The sequence below is a fragment of the Paenibacillus ihumii genome (assembly GCF_001403875.1).
Taxonomy (GTDB): domain Bacteria; phylum Bacillota; class Bacilli; order Paenibacillales; family Paenibacillaceae; genus Fontibacillus; species Fontibacillus ihumii.
The window spans coordinates 4,020,978-4,039,637 of record NZ_LN884299.1; the positions used below are offsets into that span (position 1 = coordinate 4,020,978).

At 53.7% G+C, this 18,660-nt stretch carries 19 protein-coding genes; 1 reads left to right on the forward strand and 18 read right to left on the reverse strand.

From position 1 onward, the window contains the following. Window positions 1-16 precede the first annotated feature (16 nt). From BN2762_RS25250 to BN2762_RS25275, 6 genes are all read right to left on the reverse strand, one after another. Window positions 17-634, reverse strand: coding sequence for an NUDIX hydrolase (locus BN2762_RS25250; protein WP_055110406.1), 618 nt, complete (start codon window positions 632-634; stop codon window positions 17-19). Window positions 635-892: 258 nt separating this feature from the next. Next, window positions 893-2,167 (reverse strand): threonine ammonia-lyase IlvA, encoded by a 1,275-nt coding sequence (ilvA, locus tag BN2762_RS25255; RefSeq protein ID WP_055109681.1) that lies wholly within the window; start codon window positions 2,165-2,167, stop codon window positions 893-895. A gap of 254 nt (window positions 2,168-2,421) precedes the next feature. Further along, on the reverse strand, window positions 2,422-3,402 hold the full coding sequence (locus BN2762_RS25260) for a ring-cleaving dioxygenase (protein WP_055109683.1): 981 nt from the start codon (window positions 3,400-3,402) through the stop codon (window positions 2,422-2,424). Between the two features lie 163 nt (window positions 3,403-3,565). Then, the gene (locus BN2762_RS25265) at window positions 3,566-3,814 is read right to left on the reverse strand and encodes a hypothetical protein (RefSeq protein WP_055109685.1); all 249 of its coding nucleotides are present in this window, start codon (window positions 3,812-3,814) and stop codon (window positions 3,566-3,568) included. Window positions 3,815-3,909: 95 nt separating this feature from the next. Continuing rightward, window positions 3,910-4,098, reverse strand: a complete 189-nt coding sequence (locus BN2762_RS25270; protein ID WP_055109687.1) for a helix-turn-helix transcriptional regulator — start codon at window positions 4,096-4,098, stop codon at window positions 3,910-3,912. Between the two features lie 16 nt (window positions 4,099-4,114). Continuing rightward, window positions 4,115-4,321 carry a hypothetical protein gene (locus tag BN2762_RS25275; protein ID WP_055109689.1) on the reverse strand — a complete coding sequence of 69 codons (207 nt, stop codon included), beginning with the start codon at window positions 4,319-4,321 and terminating at the stop codon, window positions 4,115-4,117. A 316-nt stretch (window positions 4,322-4,637) separates the two neighbouring features. On the opposite strand from BN2762_RS25275, the gene BN2762_RS25280 reads away from it, so the two are divergent. Continuing rightward, window positions 4,638-5,162, forward strand: a complete 525-nt coding sequence (locus BN2762_RS25280; RefSeq protein WP_055109691.1) for a GNAT family N-acetyltransferase — start codon at window positions 4,638-4,640, stop codon at window positions 5,160-5,162. Window positions 5,163-5,255: 93 nt separating this feature from the next. Here the strand turns inward: BN2762_RS25280 and purD are convergent, their stop codons facing one another. The 12 genes from purD to purK form a co-directional block, all read right to left on the reverse strand. Next, a complete protein-coding gene (purD, locus tag BN2762_RS25285; protein ID WP_055109693.1) occupies window positions 5,256-6,521 on the reverse strand; it encodes a phosphoribosylamine--glycine ligase in 1,266 nt (421 codons plus the stop codon). A gap of 192 nt (window positions 6,522-6,713) precedes the next feature. Further along, entirely contained in the window at window positions 6,714-8,261 is a 1,548-nt protein-coding gene (gene purH, locus BN2762_RS25290; RefSeq protein WP_055109695.1) for a bifunctional phosphoribosylaminoimidazolecarboxamide formyltransferase/IMP cyclohydrolase, read from the reverse strand. A gap of 337 nt (window positions 8,262-8,598) precedes the next feature. Beyond that, a complete protein-coding gene (gene purN / locus BN2762_RS25295; protein ID WP_055109697.1) occupies window positions 8,599-9,231 on the reverse strand; it encodes a phosphoribosylglycinamide formyltransferase in 633 nt (210 codons plus the stop codon). Further along, on the reverse strand, window positions 9,231-10,274 hold the full coding sequence (gene purM / locus BN2762_RS25300; protein ID WP_055109698.1) for a phosphoribosylformylglycinamidine cyclo-ligase: 1,044 nt from the start codon (window positions 10,272-10,274) through the stop codon (window positions 9,231-9,233). Before purM ends, purN begins: the two co-directional genes overlap by 1 nt. An 89-nt stretch (window positions 10,275-10,363) precedes the next feature. Further along, window positions 10,364-11,842 (reverse strand): amidophosphoribosyltransferase, encoded by a 1,479-nt coding sequence (purF, locus tag BN2762_RS25305; protein WP_055109699.1) that lies wholly within the window; start codon window positions 11,840-11,842, stop codon window positions 10,364-10,366. Then, complete coding sequence (gene purL / locus BN2762_RS25310) at window positions 11,827-14,070, reverse strand: phosphoribosylformylglycinamidine synthase subunit PurL (protein ID WP_055109701.1); 2,244 nt, start codon at window positions 14,068-14,070, stop codon at window positions 11,827-11,829. The genes purF and purL overlap by 16 nt, the downstream gene beginning before the upstream one ends. After that, entirely contained in the window at window positions 14,048-14,737 is a 690-nt protein-coding gene (gene purQ, locus BN2762_RS25315; protein ID WP_055109703.1) for a phosphoribosylformylglycinamidine synthase subunit PurQ, read from the reverse strand. The genes purL and purQ overlap by 23 nt, the downstream gene beginning before the upstream one ends. Window positions 14,738-14,740: 3 nt before the next feature. Continuing rightward, window positions 14,741-14,986: a phosphoribosylformylglycinamidine synthase subunit PurS gene (gene purS / locus BN2762_RS25320; protein WP_055109705.1), complete on the reverse strand. Its 246-nt coding sequence runs from the start codon at window positions 14,984-14,986 to the stop codon at window positions 14,741-14,743. Continuing rightward, complete coding sequence (locus BN2762_RS28005) at window positions 14,983-15,147, reverse strand: hypothetical protein (protein WP_222861122.1); 165 nt, start codon at window positions 15,145-15,147, stop codon at window positions 14,983-14,985. The genes purS and BN2762_RS28005 overlap by 4 nt, the downstream gene beginning before the upstream one ends. Before the next feature lie 132 nt (window positions 15,148-15,279). Further along, on the reverse strand, window positions 15,280-16,179 hold the full coding sequence (locus BN2762_RS25330) for a phosphoribosylaminoimidazolesuccinocarboxamide synthase (RefSeq protein WP_055109709.1): 900 nt from the start codon (window positions 16,177-16,179) through the stop codon (window positions 15,280-15,282). A gap of 25 nt (window positions 16,180-16,204) precedes the next feature. Continuing rightward, complete coding sequence (purB, locus tag BN2762_RS25335; protein ID WP_055109711.1) at window positions 16,205-17,503, reverse strand: adenylosuccinate lyase; 1,299 nt, start codon at window positions 17,501-17,503, stop codon at window positions 16,205-16,207. Then, a complete protein-coding gene (gene purK, locus BN2762_RS25340) occupies window positions 17,500-18,615 on the reverse strand; it encodes a 5-(carboxyamino)imidazole ribonucleotide synthase (RefSeq protein WP_392391608.1) in 1,116 nt (371 codons plus the stop codon). Before purK ends, purB begins: the two co-directional genes overlap by 4 nt. Window positions 18,616-18,660 lie beyond the last annotated feature (45 nt).

Here is an 18,660-nt window from a genome sequence, read left to right on the forward strand (position 1 = left end):
GGCTGGCTGCTAAGCATTAATCCACAATCGCCGGCTTATCCGGATTCTTCAGAAACTGGAACATCGTTCTGATCTGCTGCTCCGTGTTACGCTGGAGGGATAGCTTCGGAAGCTGTGTCTCTGCAAAGAAAGCCACGCCGCTCGTCTCCAGCCCCTCCGCCGCTTCGCCGCCGACAATTTCGCATTGGATAAAAAATTTATAGACGTGATAAGGTTCTGGAGGATGCTGATGAAATTTTTTGTCTAGGACAGCAAGCAGACGCACCGGCCTTGTCTCGTAGCCGGCCTCCTCCTTGATTTCCTTCACCGCTACCTCGGAAGGAGACAGCCCGATGTCCCCCCAGCCCCCGGGCAAAGCCCAGCAGCCGTCATGCTTCTCCTGAACGAGCAGCACTTTGTCATCCTTGAACACAACGCCGCGGATATCGACCTTGGGTGTTGCATACCCGCGCTCATTGGCGAACGACAGCTCGATGATCTCCCGATCCACGGTCGTATAGCTGTTCAGTATGTCAACGCTGACTTCCCGCAGTGCCTCATAGCGTTCCGCATCATACACATCCTTGGTATAGGCAAGCCCGGTCTGAGCGAGCGCCTGGATTTGCTTCGCCCATTCCAGCCATTTTGGAGTCATGTTCATCTGCAGCGACCTCCGTTTTATCAAACTCAGATTACTCAGAAATTTGAGCTGCTAGAAACCCTCTACGAAATATTCTTCTAAACGCTTTACGAAAAACTCTACGAATGCTCCTCTAAACGCTCTACAAAATGTTCTTCTGAATGCGCTCTAAGAAATATTCTTCTAAACGCTGTACAAATCTCTACAAAATGTTCCTACAAATGCTCTACAAAAGGCTCTACGAAAAGCTCTAAAACGAATCTGCCGTCCGGATCAAATCAACAAATTAAACAGATTCAAATCCCGGTTCAGCTCCGTATAGGCAATTCCCTTGGCGTCCATGCGGCCGATCAGCGCTTCGTAATCCGCTGGATCGCTTAGCTCGATGCCCACCAGCGCCGGCCCGTTCTCCTTATTATGCTTCTTCGTATACTCAAACCGGGTGATATCATCGTTCGGCCCGAGCACATCCTGCAGGAACTCGCGCAGCGCCCCGGCGCGCTGAGGGAAGTTCACCAGGAAATAATGCTTCAAGCCTTCGTATATTAGCGAACGCTCCTTCATTTCCTGCATGCGATCGATATCATTATTGCCGCCGCTGATTACACAGACGACCGTTTTCCCGCGAATTTCATCTTTGTACATATCGAGCGCTGATACCGGAAGCGCACCGGCAGGCTCGACGACAATCGCACTATCATTATATAAATCAAGAATGGTCGTGCATGCTTTTCCTTCCGGCACCTTTACGATATCGTCCAGCAAATCGGCGCAAATGCGATAATTCAAATCGCCGACTCGCTTCACGGCCGCACCGTCCACGAACTTGTCGATCGTCTCCAATGTGACGACCTGCTGCTGCTCGAACGACTCGCTCATCGAAGCGGCTCCCAGCGGCTCCACGCCGATCAGCTTCGTCTCCGGATTCATCGCCTTGATGTACGTTCCGACGCCCGAAGCCAATCCGCCGCCCCCAATCGTTACAAACACATAATCCGCAGCCGTGTCGAGATTCTCCAGGATTTCCATGCCAATCGTCCCGTTTCCCGCAACGATCTTCGGATCGTCGAACGGGTGGATGAACGTCATGCCGCGTTCCCGGCAAGCCTTCATCGCTTCTTCAAAAGCATCGTCATAAGTATCTCCCGTCAAAATGACCTCCACATGAGAGCCGCCGAACCGTTTAACCTGCTTCACCTTCTGATTCGGCGTCGTGCTCGGCATGAAGATGGCGCCTGGAATCCCCAGCGCATTGCAGGAGAATGCCACGCCTTGCGCATGGTTGCCTGCGCTCGAGCAGACGATGCCCTTCTCCAGCTCCTCCGGACTTAAACTGCGAATCTTATTATAGGCCCCGCGGATTTTGAAGGAACGAACGACCTGAAGATCCTCCCGCTTCAGAAATACCCGGCATCCGTATTTCGCCGACAGTGTCGCATCCAGCTGCAGAGGCGTGCGCACCACAACCTCCTTGAGCACATGATGGGCCCGAACGATTTCCTCCATGCCTACCGTACGTTGTTCTGTCTCTTGTTCCGTTTGACTCATCTTTTCTCCTCACTTCTGTTCAACAAATTATTAATCTATCTAACACAATAAAAGTTTGTCACCAAAAATATCTCTTCTACCGAAGCCAAACAAGCTGCTTGAGCTCCTGACTATGCGTCCTAACTAAGCGTTCTACCTAAGCGTTCTACCTAAGCGTTCTGCCTAAGCGTTCTGCCTAAGCGTCCTGCCTGAGCTTTATCCCGAGCTCTGCCTGAGCCGGATCGCCACAGGATCCATTCTACTCCAAATACGCCTCATTCCTTTGCCCCTGCCCCTGACTCTTCCTCCGCCTCCTCCTCAAACTCGAAGAACCGGACCTGAAAGCTGCTTAAATGGGACAGTATCGTGCTTCGATGCGGTTCGTACCGGTCTGGCAGCATCAGCTTCTCCCCGAGCTGCATAAGCGGCTCGTCAACCGTAAACCCTGGAGGATCGGTAGCGATCTCGAACAGGATGCCGCCAGGCTCGCGGAAATACAGTGCTTTAAAATAATCGCGATCCATGATTCGCGTTGGGTGAAGGCCGCACTGCTCGATCATCCGCCGCCATTCTTCCTGCTCCTCGTCATCCTTCGCCCGCCAGGCAATATGATGAACGGTTCCGGCTCCGCCGCCGCTTCTCGGAATATCCTCCGCATTCAAATCAATCCAATTACCGAGGTCACCCGCGGCCTGATATCGAATCAGCCCTTCTTCCTCGCCAATCCGCTTCATATCGAGAATCAGCTCCAGCACCCTTGCCGTGCTTTGGCTGTCGCTGCTGAACAGTAATGCGCCGCCAAATCCCTTGATCGCGTACTTCTGCGGGACCCCGCCAAAAGACCAGGTGCTCTCCGGCCCTTCCGCGCGCTCAACCAGATCGATCAGCAAACCGGAATTATCCGTAAAACGAACATAATCCTCACCGAAGCGGGAATTGTCCATAATCGGAATGCCGAATTTCTTCAGGCGCTTGCGCCAGAACAGCAGACTCCCCGGCGGGACGGCAAACACAGTGACTCCGACCTGCCCTCCCCCGATCATTCCGACCTCCGCGCCATCCTGCGGGAAGAAGGTGATGATCGTTCCCGGACTGCCTGATTCATTCCCGAAATATAAATGATACACCTCTGGTGCATCAAAATTGACCGTCTTCTTGACCAATCTCAAGCCGAGGACGCCTGCGTAAAAATCCACGTTCCCTTGAACATCTCCTACAAACGCCGTAATATGATGTATTCCTGTTGTAGTTGGCATGGCTCGTCCTCCCGAATAAACTTCTTCTCGTTATTATACGTAACCTGAGCCAACAATTCATCTTCTATCGAAAAATATAGGCCAAAAAATAGCAAAAAGCACCAGATAATATTCTGGCGCTGAAGCGGATTGCTCTTGTTTCAGGTACAGCATTTGGGTAAGATCACTCCACTTGGCCGCTGCGGCGTTTACCTGAATGCCCTGTATTCTCGAAGTCATCCGAAATATCGCGGTCAGCCGCATCCTCGGCAAGCTCTGTGAGCTTCCATTCCGTCGTGCCCATAATGAGATCCGCAGGAAACTCCTGCCCCCGGTACAAATATTCCGAACGTCCCCATTCATCCGTGTACAGCCCTTCAACCTCCACCCTCTCGCGGGAGACTGGAAGCATATCCTTCTTTTCCTTGCTCATGATCGATTCGACGCCTCCTTCATCAATAATCGCAATAGCTATTACCTTTAAGATGCATCAGAAACAGGCTGCTTATCCGGGAATTTTGGATTGCGCTATTCAAAGAACAGCTCCTCCACGGTTACTTGGAGAACCTTGGCGATGTTCATGGCCAGCTTCAAGCTCGGGTCATACTTATTATTTTCTACCGCATTAATGGTTTGGCGCGTCACCCCTACCCTCTCAGCCAGCTCCAGCTGGGACAGGCCCAATTCCTTTCTCTTTGAATGTATGTGATTTTTCATCGTACCCCGCTCTCCGTCATTGCATTCTTTGTCTCATAATCATCATCGAAACGAAAAAGATAATTAATCCCATTAATAAAATAATAAATTGTATGCCTAAATGATTGTTAAAAACCAAATCTAAAATGGTCCAAACTAATAAACTGACTGTATAAAAAATACCAAGCCATTTCGTAGCTTTTGTAGCTAGCGACAGCTGCATTTCATCGGCTTTCCTTTTCATTTCTACACCTCTTTTTCCGCTGTATTTGTTAATAATTGTAACAATAATAAGGCGAAATGTAAAACATGTTTTACATTTTGGGCCGTAGGTCAGTGATATTAGCGGCGGTTTGTCAGAGGTTTTCCTTATGAACGGCGGAGTCACTTTATAAAGGGCCATATTGTACGATAATGTGCATAACCGCAAATCGGGAACAAACATACTGCAATTTTAGGTGTAACCCTTTTGGGAGTTGATATATATAGGCAAGGATTTTGAAAACACAATAACGAATAAGAAAAATGGTACTCAGCCAAACGAAAGGAGGGATTTCGAGATGATAATAAAAATGAGGCGCTCAAATCTATGTGATTTTAACAAGCCGAACGAACGCTTCGTGGTATCGGGGAGGATTATCCCTAAGTATGAAAACGACCATTGGACCTATACGGAAGAGGCATTCCCTGAGCCATACTTTAAGCAATATGAGAATGAAGATATCGACACAACTTACACCGAAGATCCAGGAAAAGCTGTTTTTTTATATTACGTTGATCATATGTGCATCGGACAAATTAGGCTTCGTTCAAATTGGAACGGATATGCTCTTATCGAAGACATTGGAGTATCCAAAGACTGGAGACAACAAGGAATTGGAACCAAACTATTAAAAAAAGGTGTGCAGTGGGCAAAAGAAAATAAACACGTTGGTCTGATGCTTGAAACGCAGGATGTCAATATATCGGCTTGCCGGTTTTATGCAAGCAACAGCTTTATTATTGGCGGAGTTGATAGCATGCTCTACTCCAATTTTTCAAATGCTAATGAAAAAGCCATCTTCTGGTACTATAAGTTTGAATGACGTTTGAATGGCTTAACGATGGTCCTAATTAAGAAAGCCGTCCTACAGCAAAACAACTGCTTGGACGGCTTCTCCTATTAGTCTTGCATTTTATTATCGCAACGCTTTAACCGCAATGTCCGAGCGCTGATGCTTGCCTTCGAAGGTGATGCGCTCCGCTGCAGCATAGGCCTTCTCGCGGGCTTCCGCAATACCCTGCCCCAGCCCTACTACACCAAGCACACGTCCGCCGTTGGTAATCCACTCCCCGGCTCCATTCCTTGCCGTTCCTGCATGGAATACAAGCGCATCCCCGGCCTCATCCAGCCCGGAAATCGGCAGTCCCTTCGGATAGGAAGCAGGGTACCCGCCGGAAGCAAGCACGACGCATACCGCCGCTTCATGGCTCCACTCGATCTCCACCTTGTCCAGCGTGCCGTTCACCGCAGCCAGGAAAATTTCCAGCAGATCGCTCTTCAGCCGGGGCAGTACGACCTGGGCCTCCGGGTCGCCGAACCGGGCGTTGAACTCGATCGTCTTCGGCTTACCATCCGGCGAGATCATTAGACCGGCGAACAGTACGCCGCGGAATGGGCGGCCTTCCGCCACCATCGCTTTGGCTGTAGGTTTAATGATCGTCTCGACCGCTTCCTCGATGATGGTATCCGCGATATGCGGCAGCGGTGAGTAAGTACCCATGCCGCCCGTGTTTGGTCCCTTATCGTTATCATAGACCTGCTTATGATCCTGCGCTGCCGACATCGGACGAACAACTTCTCCATCTACAAAAGCAAGGATCGACATTTCCTGCCCTTCGAGGAACTCCTCGATGACCACCTGGCTGCCGGCATCGCCGAATACCTTGCCAACCATAATATTCTTCAAAGCCGCGTCCGCTTCCTCGCGGGTGAAGGCTACCGTTACCCCTTTGCCCGCAGCAAGCCCGTCTGCCTTGATGACGATCGGCAGCTTCTGTTGGTCAAGGTATGCCTTGGCCTCCTCATAATCGTCGAACTTTTCGTAAGCGGCTGTCGGAATGTTGTATTTTTTCAGCAAATCCTTCATGAACGTCTTGCTGCCCTCAATATGAGCTGCATTTTTGCGCGGCCCGAACACCGGAATGCTCTTCGCTTCGAACGCATCCACGATGCCGTCCGCCAGCGGATCATCCGGACCGACGACCACCAGTCCTACCTGCTTCTCTTGGGCGAACGCCGTTAGCTTATCAAATTCGTTCACCGCAATCGGAACGGTCTCCGCTACTTGAGCGATCCCTGCGTTGCCCGGCGCGCAATAAATTCTGCCTGCCTTCGGGCTTTTGGCCAGCGCCCAGCAAATCGCATGCTCCCGGCCGCCGCCGCCAATTACTAAAATGTCCATACCACTGCTCCTCCTCATATCCAAACAGCAAACGGCAGGCCGCCGCTGCGGTCCACCGTCCCTGTCCATCTTGAAAGTTTTATTCAATTACACGTTCTGTATCAGAAGCTCCCGCTGGATTCAAGATTCGACGCCGAATTCGCTCCTTTGAAATTACTTCGTGATCAAAAGCCGACTTTTAAAACTACCTCTCTAGTGCTTGAAGTGGCGGACGCCGGTGAACACCATGGCAACCCCATACTTGTTCGCCATCTGGATCGACTCCTCGTCCTTGACCGAGCCTCCCGGCTGGATGATCGCTGTCACACCAGCTTTAGCCGCGGCTTCCACCGTATCGCCCATCGGGAAGAACGCGTCGGAAGACAGTACGCTGCCCTTCACTTTGTCACCGGCCTGCTCGATGGCGATTTTCGCCGAGCCGACACGGTTCATTTGACCAGCGCCTACACCGATCGTCATATCGTCCTTCGCCAGTACGATCGCATTAGATTTAACATGCTTAACTACTTTCCAGGCGAACAGGAGCTGCTTCAATTCTTCCTCGGAAGGAGCGCGGTCAGTAACGACCTTCAAATCGGACTCCTGCAAGGAATGAACGTCGCTGTCCTGAACGATCATGCCGCCGTCGATCGAGGTGACCACAAGCTGGCTCTTGCGATTGGCTCCAAGCTCCAGGCCGTTTACCTTCAACAGGCGAATGTTTTTCTTCTGCGTCAGTACGGCAAGGGCTTCATCCGTAAAGCCGGGAGCGAGGATAATTTCCAGGAAAATCTCCTTCAGCAGCAGTGCCGTTGCTTCGTCAATGATGCGGTTCGCCGCGACGATGCCGCCGAAGATCGATACCGGATCAGCCTCATGCGCTTTGCGGAACGCCTCGTAAACGCTCTCCCCAATGCCAACCCCGCAAGGATTCATATGCTTAACGACCACGACCGCAGGCTCTTCGAATTCCTTCACGATTTGCAGAGCCGCATTCGCGTCATTGATGTTATTATAGGATAGCTCTTTGCCATGCAGCTGCTCGGCCGAAGTGAGCGTGTCCGCCGCAGCCAGAGGCTTGCGGTAAAACGCGGCCTTCTGATGTGGATTCTCGCCATAACGCAGATCCTGAATTTTCTCGTAAGTAACTGTTAAACGTTCAGGAAGCGGATCCCCGTTCACATTCGACAAATAATCGGAGATCAAGGCATCGTAAGCCGCCGTATGACGGAAAACTTTGGCCGCAAGCCGTTTGCGCGTTTCCAGGGTTGTATCTCCTTCGGCCGCAATCTCATCCAATACCTTGCTGTAATCGCCGGAATCCACGACGACGGAGACGAAAGCATGGTTTTTGGCAGCGGAACGCAGCATGGTCGGCCCGCCGATGTCGATATTCTCAATCGCATCCTCGTAAGTAACGTCTGGCTTCGCAATCGTCTCCTGGAACGGATACAGATTGACGACGACCAGATCGATGTAATCCAGGCCAAGCTCCTTCATTTGCGCCTGATGCTCGGCGCTGTCCCGTACCGCCAGCAGTCCGCTGTGCACAGCAGGATGCAGCGTCTTCACGCGGCCGTCAAGCACTTCCGGGAAGCCCGTGACATCGGAGATGCCGATGACAGGAATTCCTTCCTTCGACAGCAGGTTTTTCGTGCCCCCCGTTGAAATGATTTCTACTCCTAATTGCGACAGCCCGCGGCAAAAATCCACGATACCCGTTTTATCCGAAACGCTAACCAGCGCTCTTTTGATACTCACGATTGGCTTCCTCCTCTATATTATGGCAAGAATAAGGCCATGGCTTCAGGCCGTACTGACTAATAGCAATGGTGCTCCTCTATTCAACCGCTTGGATCCATAACCCGATATTTCTCGGGAAATATCGAAAACAATCCATTTAACCAAAATTATAAAAACGTTAATCGACATATACTCTCGGAAAACAGACTGCAATTAGCGGCAGTTCTTGCAAAACGACAGTGTTATTTCGCTAAACCATGTTTGGAATCCACATCTAGGCTCGTTTTTAACATGCAGCACAGCCAATCCCGTACATTCATATCGGCTGGTTTGACTTCATTCTGCTGGTCTGATTTCATTCTATCGTAATTCGCCGTCCATCGACCCGAACCTTGCCCACGGCAAACCAGTTTACCACCTGCGGATACAAATCCCGTTCAGCGGCGTGAATCTTCTCCTCAAGGGATTCGATCGAGTCCCCTGGCTCGATTTCAACAACTTTTTGGGCAATGACCGGCCCCGTATCCATGCCCCCGTCAACCAGATGCACGGTAACTCCGGTGATCTTGACGCCGTACTCCCATGCCTGCCCGATCGCGTCTTTTCCCGGAAAAGACGGCAGCAAGGACGGATGGATATTAATCATGCGCCCTTGATAAGCGTCAACGAGAACCGGAGTCAGCAGCAGCATATATCCAGCTAGCACAATCAGGTCAACGCCTCTGCGCTCCAGCTCCTGCGCGATCTCTGCCTCGTAATCCTCGCGGCGGGCATAGGCCCTCTTCTCGAACAGGAAGCAGTCCACGCCAGCGCGCCGTGCTCTCTCCACAACGGGGGCCTCCGGCTTGTTGCAGACAAGCAGCACGATTTCTGCGCCGAGCTGGCCCTCGCGGGAGTGATCCAGCAGCGCCTGGAAATTGCTGCCCTGCCCGGAAGCGAAGACCGCGATCCGGTAGGGCTTTGAGCTCCCTACAGTTGTATCCGTCATTATACGTCCGCTCCTGTAAACTTCACTTCCCGGCTGCCTTCCGTAATCCGGCCGATCACATAAGGCGTTTCTCCGGCGGCACGCAGCGCCTCAACCGCCTTCTCGGCATCTTCCTTCGCTACAACTATAACCAGTCCGATACCCATGTTAAAGGTCGTGAACATATCACGGTTGCTGACATCGCCCTTCTGCTGAAGCAGCTCGAAGATCGGCAGGATCGGCCATGAGCCATGATCGATCTCAGCGTTGACGTTATCAGGCAGTACGCGAGGAATATTCTCGATGAAGCCGCCGCCTGTAATATGCGCCATTCCTTTCACTTGTACCTGCTCCAGCAAAGCCAGAACCGGCTTCACATACAGCTTGGTCGGCGTAAGCAGCACATCGCCTAACCGTGCTCCGTCAAGCTCAGGCAGCGTATCATGCAGACTGTAGCCGCATTGCTCCAATAGAAGCTTGCGGACGAGCGAGAAGCCGTTGCTGTGCACGCCGCTCGAAGCCAGGCCGATCACCGTATCGCCTGCCGCAATTGTGCTTCCGTTGATAATCTTGCTCTTATCGACTACGCCTACCGTAAACCCGGCGATGTCATACTCGCCCTCGGCGTACATGCCCGGCATTTCCGCCGTTTCTCCGCCGATCAGCGCGCATCCGGACTGGCTGCAGCCATCCGCGATGCCCGATACGATCGCTTCGATTTTCGCAGGAATGACCTTGTCGCAAGCCAGGTAGTCCAGAAAGAAGAGCGGCTCCGCGCCTTGAACGACCACGTCGTTGACGCACATCGCCACCGCATCGATTCCGATCGTATCATGCTTGTCCATCGCGAAGGCGATCTTCAGCTTCGTTCCCACGCCATCGGTTCCCGACACGAGAACCGGCTCCTCATATTTATCCTTGTTCAAGCCGAACAAAGCCCCAAAACCGCCCAAATCCGTTAGCACTTCAGGGCGGAATGTCCGCTTCACGTGACTTTTCATCCGCTCTACCGCTTCATTGCCCGCTGCGATATCCACACCGGCATTTTTATAGGCTTCAGACACGAAGGACACTCTCCTTAAGCAATCATTTTTATTTAATCATATTAATTTAGTCATAACAGCTTTGTTCACATTGGTTTAATCAAATTACCTTAGCAGCTGCAGCCGAACTTCTTTTCGCCTTCAAAATCCGTCCGCGTCGGATAATCGTTGTCAAAGCAGGCCATGCACAGGCCGCCCTTATAATCCCTCGCGTTATCCCCTTCCACCGCGCTGATCAAGCCTTCGGCGCTTAGAAACTCCAGCGAGTCCGCATTGATCTCCTTGCGGATTTCTTCAATGGACTTCGAGGAAGCGATCAGCTCGGCCCGGCTCGGTGTATCGATGCCGTAGAAGCAGGGGTTTTTGAACGGCGGCGAGGTAATCCGCACATGCACCTCCGTCGCCCCGGCTTCGCGCAGCAGATTGACGATCCGGCGCGATGTCGTCCCGCGAACGATCGAATCATCAATCATGACGACACGCTTGCCTTCAACCACCCGGCGCACAGCGCTCAGCTTCATCTTCACGCCCTGCTCGCGCAGCTCCTGGCTCGGCTGGATAAAGGTGCGTCCCGTGTATTTATTTTTGATCAGGCCAAGCTCGTAAGGAATGCCCGTCTGCTCGGCGTAGCCAATGGCCGCGGAAATACTGGAATCCGGCACCCCGGTTACGACGTCGGCATCAACGAACGATTCCTGTGCCATCACCTGGCCCATCCGTTTGCGGGCCGCATGCATATTGGAGCCGTTCATATCGCTGTCCGGTCGGGAGAAGTAGATATACTCCATAGCGCACAGCGCCTTGCGCTGAGGCTGCGCATAACGGTCCTCATGCAGACCTTCCGCATCCAGCACCAGCATTTCACCAGGTAAAATATCACGGATCGACTCCGCTCCGACCACCTCGAACGCGCAGGTCTCCGAAGAGAACAGATAGGCGTCGCCGAGGCGGCCCATCGTGAGCGGGCGCAGTCCATGCGGGTCGCTGGCTATAATCATTTTATCGTTCGTCAGCAGCATGAACGCGAACCCCCCAACCAATTGCGCCAGCGCTTCCCTTGCCGCCTCGACGAAATCCTTCGGCGAGCGGGCGATCAGATGCGCGATCACTTCGGTATCACTCGTCGTCTGGAAGATGGAGCCGCTCTGTTCCAATTGATGACGGATTTGCGGCGCATTGACGATGTTGCCGTTCGTGGCTACCGCGAGATCTCCGTCCCGATATTTGAAGACGAGCGGCTGCGCGTTCATCAGGCTGCTGTCGCCGTTGGTAGAATAACGGACATGCCCGATGGAACGGTCCCCATGCAGCGAAGCGAGCAAATCCCGGTCGAACACTTCCTTCACGAGGCCCATGCCGCGATGGTAATTGAACTCATCGCCGTTCGTTACGCAAATCCCTGCGCTCTCCTCACCGCGATGCTGCAGCGCATGCAGGCCGTAATAGGACAAAGAGGCGGCCTCAGGGTGCCCGAACACCCCGAATACGCCGCATTCCTCTTTTAATGTGTCAAAAATATCGCTCTTGCCTGTTCCTTGATTATAATAGTCTCCTGTCCAAAGCCCTTGCGGAATTATTGCATCAGACATGGAATTACATCCTCCCAGACCTGCTTCAGCTCGCTTACCGGTCTAGCCAGCACGGAGCGGGCATTCACAGAAATCTCCAGTTTGTCGCCTGTGACTTGACCGATCTTTTGAACCGGAACGCCGTAGGACGCGATCAATTGCTCAAGCTCGGCAGCCTTGTCCGGCGCAGCCGACAACAAGATGCGGGATTGCGATTCGCTGAATAGAGCAAAGTCAGGACGAAGCTCTGTCGCAAAATCGACTTTCGCGCCTAGGCCGCCGCTGATGCAGGATTCGGCCAGGGCTACGGCCAGACCGCCTTCGGACAAATCGTGTGCCGATTGCACAAGTCCTTTTTGAATCGCGGCCAGTACGCCGTCCAGCAATTTTTTCTCGACATTCAGATCCAGCGCCGGCGGACGTCCTTCTGTCACACCATGAACTACGGCCTGGAATTCGCTGCCGCCCAGCTCTGCGAAAGTCTCGCCGAGCAGGAATACCACGTCGCCCTCAGCCTTGAAGCCTTGAGTTGTAATGTGATCTGTATCGTGCACAAGACCGACCATACCGACGACAGGCGTCGGATAAATTGCGCCTTTGGCATTCTCGTTGTACAAGCTGACGTTACCGCCGATAACCGGCGCATTCAGCACACGGCAGGCTTCGGCCATGCCGTCAACCGCTTTTTCCATCTGCCAGAAAATATCCGGCTTCTCCGGGCTTCCGAAGTTCAGGTTGTCCGTAATTGCCAGCGGCTCGGCTCCCGAGCAAACGACGTTGCGCGCCGCTTCGCTGACCGCGATGCGTCCGCCCACTTCCGGATCCAGGTACACGAACCGTCCGTTGCAGTCCGTCGTCATGGCCAGTCCCTTGCGCGTGCCGCGGATCGTCACAACCGCCGCGTCAGAGCCCGGCTGAACCGCCGTACTGGTGCGAACCATGTAATCGTATTGGTTATATACCCACGCTTTGCTCGCTACGGAAGGAGAGGACAATACTTTGTCCAGCGCTCCGTTCAAATCCGTAACTTCTTCATAACGCAGAGTATCTACATTTGCATTTTCTTCATAGTAAGCCGGTACAGCGGATGGCTTGTTGTAAATTGGGCATTCGTCGACAAGCGCCGTCACCGGCATGTCACCAACGACCTCTCCTTTATGGATCAGTCTGAGGCGGCCGTCGTCGGTCACCTTACCGACTTTGGCGCAAATAACGCCCCAACGCTCAAAAATTTCCATCGCCTGGGCCTCATCCTTCGGCTCCACGACGAACAGCATGCGCTCCTGAGACTCGGAGAGCATCATTTCATACGGAGTCATGCCCTCTTCGCGCTGTGGAACCTCATCCAGGTACAGCTCCAGGCCGTTCCCCGCTTTACTTGCCATCTCCGCGCTGGAGCAGGTTAGTCCTGCCGCGCCCATGTCCTGAATACCAAGGACGATGCCGGAATCGATCAGCTCGAGACAGGCTTCCATAACCAGCTTCTCCATGAATGGATCGCCGACCTGGACGGCTGTCCGCTTCGATTCGGACTCCTCCGTCAGCTCCTCGGATGCGAAGGTTGCCCCGTGGATGCCGTCGCGGCCTGTTGGAGGACCCACGTAGAATACCGGGTTGCCTACGCCTTTCGCTACGCCGCGCTGGATTTTGTCATGATCGATCAAACCTACGCACATCGCGTTAACAAGCGGATTGCCTTCATAAGCTTCATCGAACACCACTTCGCCGCCAACGGTTGGAATGCCGATGCAGTTGCCGTAGCCCGCGATCCCGGAGACGACATGCTCGAACAAGTATTTCACGCGGTCGCTTTCCAGCTTGCCGAAGCGCAGGGAGTTCAGCAGTGCCACCGGTCTTGCGCCCATCGAGAAAATATCGCGAATAATGCCGCCTACGCCTGTCGCCGCGCCTTGGTAAGGCTCTACTGCGGAAGGGTGGTTATGGCTTTCGATTTTGAAGACGACCGCCTGGTTATCGCCGATGTCGACGATGCCGGCGCCTTCGCCCGGCCCCATCAGGACGCGCGGTCCGTCGGTCGGGAATCTGCGAAGCAGCGGTTTGGAATTTTTATAGGCACAGTGCTCAGACCACATGACGCTGAATACGCCAATTTCGGTATAGTTCGGTTTGCGTCCCAGAAATCCGCAGATCAGCTCGTACTCACTGTCGGATACACCCATCTGTTTGTAAATTTGCTGTTCAGCGATTTGCTCTGCATTTGGTTCCTTAGCGGACACTTGCTGACTCATGCCGATCCCTCCAAGCCTTTAATATCGATGTAAACATGCGTTTTCCGTCCTCAGACCCCAGCAGGCTGTCCACCGCACGCTCAGGGTGCGGCATCATGCCGACGACGTTGCCGCGTTCATTGGAAACTCCCGCAATGTCGTCTACGGAACCATTTGGATTATCTACATATCGGAAAATAATTTGATTGTTCGCCTTCAATTGCGCGTGCGTCTCTTCATCACAATAGTAGTTCCCCTCGCCATGAGCGATCGGAATATGAATCTCCTCGCCCTTCTGGTATTGGGTCGTGAACGGATTGTCGTTGTTCTCTACGCGAAGAACGGTATCATGGCAGCGGAATTTCAGCGACGTGTTGCGGCGCAGCGTGCCTGGCAGCAGCCCCGCCTCGGTCAGAATCTGGAATCCGTTGCAGATGCCAAGAATATATTTACCTTGTTCGGCGGCTTTAGCGACCTCGGCCATCACCGGAGCAAATCTCGCAATCGCTCCGCAGCGCAGATAGTCGCCGTATGAGAATCCGCCTGGAACAAGGATGCAATCATAAGCGGAAAGATCTGTGGCGGTATGCCACACATAATCGACTGGCTCGCCTAATGTGTCTTCAACGGCTTTGTAGCAGTCGATGTCACAGTTGGAACCGGGAAATACGAGTACTGCGAATTTCATGGATTAGCCCTCCAATTCAAAGCGGTAATCTTCAACGACCGTATTGGCCAGCAGCTTCTCACACATCTCTTTGACGCGGGCTTCCGCCTCGTTGCGATCATTGGTATCAAGCTGCAGCTCCAGATATTTACCGATGCGGACACTTTCAACCTCTGCAAATCCCATGGAATGCAGAGCACCTTGTACGGCAACCCCTTGCGGATCAAGTACGCTTTGCTTGATGGTGACATAAACGGACGCTTTAATCATATTCCTCGTGTTCCTCCTAAAAAGAATGATAATAAAAATAATTCATGACTTTGATGCTGTTTGTTGCTTGGTTGCATTGCTTGTTGCATTGCTTCTTGCGTTGGTTGTTGCGTTGCTTCTTGTATTGCTCCTTGTATTGCTCCTTGTATTGCTCCTTGCATTGCTTGTTGCGTTGCTTCGTTTCTTTGCTTTGTTGCAATATATAGTGAAAGCCTTAGTGCCTGCCTAGCGCGATCCGGAGATCACACATGCTTGCCGCTGGTCACTACTGCCTTACTCCCGTTAAAAACACCTCAAGATAACCGTTCGCCCGTCAGACGAGCATAAATGTCAAGGTAGCGCCGGGCCGTCTCTTCAACGACGAAAGGGGGCAATGGCGCCGGTCTGCTGTTCTTGTCCCACCCTGAGCCGGCCAAATAGGCTCGTACCGGCTCTTTATCCATGCTGTCGATATCTGTGTCGAGCGCGTAATTTTCCTTGGCCCAGAAGCGTGCAGCGTCAGGGGTGAAAATTTCGTCGATCAGGATGAGCTTGCCGTCCACGATACCGAATTCCAGCTTGCAATCCGCGAGGAGAATTCCCCGTTCATCGCAATACCGACGTGCGAACTCGTACAATTCGAGGCTCCGGCTGCGCAGCTGCTCAGCTAGTTCCGCTCCGACCAGCCCCGCCATCCGTTCAAACGAAATATCCTCGTCATGGCCAACGTCGTTCTTTGCAGCAGGCGTAAAAATCAGCTCCGGCAGCTTGCCATTCTTCCGCAGACCTTCCGGCAGCTTCCTGCCGTTGATCTCGCCCGTCTCTTCATACTGCCTCCAGCCGCCGCCCGTCACGTAGCCGCGCACGACGCATTCGACGGGAATCCGCTCCGCTCTCCGGGCCACCATAATCCGATCCTTCAGCAGGTGCTTGTGCTCCGGCTTCACTACATCGCCAAGGCGGTCTATATCGGTATGGATGACATGATTGCCAATCAGTCCGCCAGTTAGCGAGAACCAATGGGCGCTTAAGCGGTTGAGCACCTTGCCCTTGTCCGGCACGGCCGGCTCGAGCACGTAATCGAAAGCGGAAATACGATCCGTCACCACGATCAGGAAGTGCTCTCCCAAATCGTACAGCTCGCGGACTTTGCCTTTATACATTAGCGGCGCATTCACCAGCTCCACTGCAGTTGAAATTGCTTGTGATGCCATTGTTCCAGCCCCCTTAGCTTCGTAGTTATTCAGACAATCCGAGCTTGCGGAAAATCGTGTCTACATGCTTCAAATGCCAGGACGGATCAAAAGCATCCTCAATATCTTCCTTGCTTAGTACGGCGGTAATTTCCGGCGTCTCCTCGATCAGCTCGCGGAACTGGCGCTGCGTCTCCCAGGCCTGCATCGCCCGGGGCTGAACCGTGTCGTAAGCCTGCTCGCGGCTGAAGCCCTTGTCGATCAGCTTCGTCATCACGCGTCCGGAGAACGGAACGCCGAACGTGCGGCTCATATTGCGCTTCATGTTCTCCGGGAACACCGTCAGGTTCTTCACGATATTGCCGAAGCGGTTCAGCATGTAATTGAGCAGCATCGTCGCATCCGGCAGAATGACGCGCTCGACCGAGGAATGCGAGATGTCGCGCTCATGCCACAGCGTCACGTTCTCGTAAGCGGACACCATATGGCCGCGGATGACGCGGGACAAGCCGGAAATGTTCTCGCTGCCGATCGGGTTGCGCTTATGCGGCATCGCTGAGGAGCCCTTTTGGCCTTTGGCGAAGGCCTCCTCCACTTCCCGGAACTCGCTCTTCTGCAGAGCACGGATTTCGGTCGCAAATTTATCGAGCGATGTCGCAATCAGTGCCAGCGTAGCCATATACTCAGCATGGCGGTCGCGCTGCAGCGTCTGCGTCGAAATCGGCGCCGGCTTCGTGCCCAGCTTCTTGCAGACGTATTCCTCGACGAACGGGTCGATGTTCGCGTAGGTGCCAACGGCACCGGAAATCTTGCCGTACTGCACGCCGTCTGCGGCCCGGCGGAACCGCTCCAGGTTCCGTTTCATTTCCTCATGCCACAGGGCCATTTTTAAACCGAAGGTCGTCGGCTCCGCATGAACACCGTGGGTACGGCCCATCATCGGGGTATTCTTGTAGGCAATAGCTTTTTCGCGGAGGATTTCAATGAAGTTCACAATATCTTGTTCGAGTATCTCATTCGCTTGTTTCAGCAGATAACCTAGAGCGGTATCCACAACGTCTGTGGAGGTCAGGCCGTAATGCACCCATTTGCGTTCTGCTCCCAGGCTTTCCGATACGGCTCGGGTAAACGCGATCACATCATGGCGGGTCTCCTGCTCGATTTCGTAAATGCGGTCTATATCGAAGGAGGCATTGCGGCGAAGCAGCTGAACGTCTTCTTTCGGGATAACCCCTAGCTCTGCCCAAGCCTCACACGCGCAGATTTCTACTTCCAGCCAGGCTTTGAACTTGTTCTCTTCGGTCCAGATCGCTCTCATCTCGGGTCTGCTGTAACGTTCGATCATATGAGCTGATTCCTCCAGATTGTAGTTTGCTGTATAAAATCAATCGCGTCCTGCACATCGCTGCACAGTACGTTGACATGTCCCATTTTGCGTTTGGCGGCCGATCCGGCCTTGCCGTACAAATGCACCTTCGGCACAACGTTCGCCAATGCGGTGCTGCCTGCTTCAACTTCGCCCCAGCGTCCCGTCGCCACGGCTTCCGTTACGGCTTCGACATGCTCGCCAAGCACGTTCACCATAACGACCGGCGTCAGCAGCTTCGCCTCGCCGAGCGGCAAATTGCAAATCGCCCGGACGTGCTGCTCGAATTGCGATGTTGTACAGGCCTCCATCGTATAGTGCCCGGAATTATGCGGCCGCGGCGCCAGCTCGTTCACGTAGATCCGTCCGTCCCCGGTCAGGAACATCTCGACCGCGAGCAGTCCGACGGCTTCCATTGACTCTGCAATCCGCGATGCCAGCCGTTCTGCTTCACGCTGTACTTCCTGATCAATTCTCGCCGGCACGATGGAGGCGTGCAGAATATTATCGACGTGAATATTCTCAGCCACCGGGAATGTTCGGATTTCGCCGCGCGGGCTGCGGGCTGCAATAACGGACAATTCCTTCACAAAAGGAATGAATTTCTCCAGCACGAGCTCGGTGCCCGCCCGGCTTAGCTCAGCATAAGCAGGGCCGATCTCCGCTTCCGAGCGGATCACCCATTGCCCTTTGCCGTCGTAGCCGCCGGTCGCCGTCTTAAGCACGCTTGGGATGCCCAGCCGTGCCACGGCCTCGCGCAGCTCCTGCTCGCTGCCGATCTCCGCGTAGGGAGCCACCGCAGCTCCCGCCGCTTCAACGGCCCGCTTCTCGCGCAGGCGGTGCTGCGTCGTATAGAGCAGCCGGCTGCCCTGCGGCACGTGCGACAGCTCCTCGAGCAGCGCTGCTACGCCGGCGTCCACGTTCTCGAATTCGTACGTGATGACGTCCGACCGCTCGGCCAGCTTCTTCGCCGCCTCCTGATCGTCGTAGCTGGCGACGATCTGCTCGGCTACTTGTCCGCAAGGCGATGATGGCGTTGGATCGAGCGTGACGAACCGGTAACCGAGGTTCGTTCCTGCCAGCGTCATCATGCGTCCCAGTTGTCCGCCGCCAAGCACGCCGATCGTCGACCCCGG

Excerpts from the sequence above, each read along its gene's own strand:
- BN2762_RS25250 (WP_055110406.1), bottom strand. The coding sequence starts at position 634 with ATGACTCCAAAATGGCTGGAATGGGCGAAGCAAATCCAGGCGCTCGCT.
- ilvA (WP_055109681.1), bottom strand. The coding sequence starts at position 2,167 with ATGAGTCAAACGGAACAAGAGACAGAACAACGTACGGTAGGCATGGAG.
- BN2762_RS25260 (WP_055109683.1), bottom strand. The coding sequence starts at position 3,402 with ATGCCAACTACAACAGGAATACATCATATTACGGCGTTTGTAGGAGAT.
- BN2762_RS25265 (WP_055109685.1), bottom strand. The coding sequence starts at position 3,814 with ATGAGCAAGGAAAAGAAGGATATGCTTCCAGTCTCCCGCGAGAGGGTG.
- BN2762_RS25270 (WP_055109687.1), bottom strand. The coding sequence starts at position 4,098 with ATGAAAAATCACATACATTCAAAGAGAAAGGAATTGGGCCTGTCCCAG.
- BN2762_RS25275 (WP_055109689.1), bottom strand. The coding sequence starts at position 4,321 with ATGAAAAGGAAAGCCGATGAAATGCAGCTGTCGCTAGCTACAAAAGCT.
- BN2762_RS25280 (WP_055109691.1), top strand. The coding sequence starts at position 4,638 with ATGATAATAAAAATGAGGCGCTCAAATCTATGTGATTTTAACAAGCCG.
- purD (WP_055109693.1), bottom strand. The coding sequence starts at position 6,521 with ATGGACATTTTAGTAATTGGCGGCGGCGGCCGGGAGCATGCGATTTGC.
- purN (WP_055109697.1), bottom strand. The coding sequence starts at position 9,231 with ATGACGGATACAACTGTAGGGAGCTCAAAGCCCTACCGGATCGCGGTC.
- purF (WP_055109699.1), bottom strand. The coding sequence starts at position 11,842 with ATGTCTGATGCAATAATTCCGCAAGGGCTTTGGACAGGAGACTATTAT.
- purL (WP_055109701.1), bottom strand. The coding sequence starts at position 14,070 with ATGAGTCAGCAAGTGTCCGCTAAGGAACCAAATGCAGAGCAAATCGCT.
- purQ (WP_055109703.1), bottom strand. The coding sequence starts at position 14,737 with ATGAAATTCGCAGTACTCGTATTTCCCGGTTCCAACTGTGACATCGAC.
- purS (WP_055109705.1), bottom strand. The coding sequence starts at position 14,986 with ATGATTAAAGCGTCCGTTTATGTCACCATCAAGCAAAGCGTACTTGAT.
- BN2762_RS28005 (WP_222861122.1), bottom strand. The coding sequence starts at position 15,147 with ATGCAAGGAGCAATACAAGGAGCAATACAAGGAGCAATACAAGAAGCA.
- BN2762_RS25330 (WP_055109709.1), bottom strand. The coding sequence starts at position 16,179 with ATGGCATCACAAGCAATTTCAACTGCAGTGGAGCTGGTGAATGCGCCG.
- purB (WP_055109711.1), bottom strand. The coding sequence starts at position 17,503 with ATGATCGAACGTTACAGCAGACCCGAGATGAGAGCGATCTGGACCGAA.
- purK (WP_392391608.1), bottom strand. The coding sequence starts at position 18,615 with ATGATGACGCTGGCAGGAACGAACCTCGGTTACCGGTTCGTCACGCTC.